The organism is Brevundimonas sp. P7753 (assembly GCF_013386595.1).
Taxonomy (GTDB): domain Bacteria; phylum Pseudomonadota; class Alphaproteobacteria; order Caulobacterales; family Caulobacteraceae; genus Brevundimonas; species Brevundimonas bullata.
Genome location: NZ_JACARP010000192.1, coordinates 1 through 1,416 on the forward strand (window position 1 = coordinate 1; position 1,416 = coordinate 1,416).

General features: G+C 66.7%; 3 protein-coding genes. All 3 read left to right on the plus strand.

Annotation, left to right across the window (positions count from 1 at the left end):
- Positions 1-135 precede the first annotated feature (135 nt).
- On the plus strand, positions 136-540 hold the full coding sequence (locus HX774_RS18980; protein WP_178828971.1) for a hypothetical protein: 405 nt from the start codon (positions 136-138) through the stop codon (positions 538-540).
- On the plus strand, positions 540-737 hold the full coding sequence (locus HX774_RS18985) for a helix-turn-helix transcriptional regulator (RefSeq protein WP_114817898.1): 198 nt from the start codon (positions 540-542) through the stop codon (positions 735-737). Before HX774_RS18980 ends, HX774_RS18985 begins: the two co-directional genes overlap by 1 nt.
- 138 nt (positions 738-875) lie before the next feature.
- A partial coding sequence (locus tag HX774_RS18990) for an alpha/beta fold hydrolase (protein ID WP_178828972.1) occupies positions 876-1,416 on the plus strand: 541 nt, incomplete at its 3' end.

The following is a 1,416-nucleotide window of genomic DNA, read 5'->3' on the forward strand; positions in this document are numbered from 1 at the left end:
GCGGTCCCGGCTCTGCGCCCCGCACGGCGAGGCTGGGCCGGGATGAAAAAATCATGCAGGCCTGACAAAAAGTCAGGTTGACATGACATGAATCCTAAGTAAGGTCAGCCTGACATTCAGTCAGGAGCGCCTTCCATGTTGACGATGAGCAAACAGAACACCCCTGCCGGGCGGCGCTATTTAGTCCGCACCATGGCCTTCATGAGCGGCTATGTCGCCGTCATGCTGGCGACCATATTCGGGGCCTTTGACGCCATCCAGGGCAAGCCCGTGGCCTGGGTGCTGGCCCTGGCGGTTTCAGCGCCCATCGCCGGCCAGATCTGGGCGACGCTGAGCTTCATGCGCGACTCGGACGAATATGTGCGGGCGGTGACGGCCAAGCAGTTCATCGTCGCGGCGGGCGTGGCCATGGCCCTGTTCAGCGCCTGGGGTTTTGGCGAGAGTTTCGCCGGGGCGCCGCACGCCGAGGGCTGGCTGATCTATCCGCTGTTCTGGGCCCTCTTCGGCTGCGTCGCCCCCATGGTCCGGTCGTCGAACTGATGAAGAACAAGCTGAAACTGCTGCGCGTCGAGCGCAACTGGACCCAGGAACAGCTGGGTCAGGCGCTGGGGGTCTCGCGTCAGGCCGTCAACGCCCTGGAGACCGAGAAGCACGACCCCTCGCTGGACCTCGCCTACCGCATCGCCGCCCTGTTTGCGCGGCCGGTGGAAGAGGTGTTCGAGAACCCGCACGGCTGACGTCTTTGTCAGCATAACCTGACTTTCCACGCTTCCTTTCCGCCGTCCTCCTCGGGGCTCGACCCGAGGACCGAGCCCGGCTGCGCGCTGGGCATTGACGGCGGGGGAGGGGCTTTTCTGAACCTGAAAGGAAATCCCATGTCCAAGATCTCTGCGCCCGCCAAGACCCTTCGCGCCTTCATGCTGGCCGCCGCCATAGGCTGGACCGCCGGGACTGTCTCCTCGCCCGCCCAAGCCGAGCCTGTTCGGGTCGAGGCGCCCGCCTTCGCCTCGGACCGCTTGTCGGTCGAGGTGATGGGGCAAGGCCCCGACGTCATCCTGATCCCCGGCTTCGCCTCCTCGCGAGAGGTGTGGCGGCCGTTGGCGCAGCGGCTGGCGGCGACGCATCGGGTGCATCTGGTGCAGTTGGCGGGGTTTGCAGGAGAGCCGTGGACGCATGGCGACGGGGCCTTCGTCCAGCCGGTGGTCGATGAGGTGGCCCGCTATGCGGCGACGCTGAACCGGCCCGCCGTCATCGGTCACTCCATGGGCGGACTGACGGGGCTTCTGGTGGCGCAGCAGCACCCGGAGGCGGTGGGGCGGGTGATGAGCGTCGACAGCCTGCCCTTCTTCAGCGCCCTCTATGGCCCCACCGCCACAGTCGATAGCGCGCGGCCCTTCGCCGATCAGGCGGCGGCGG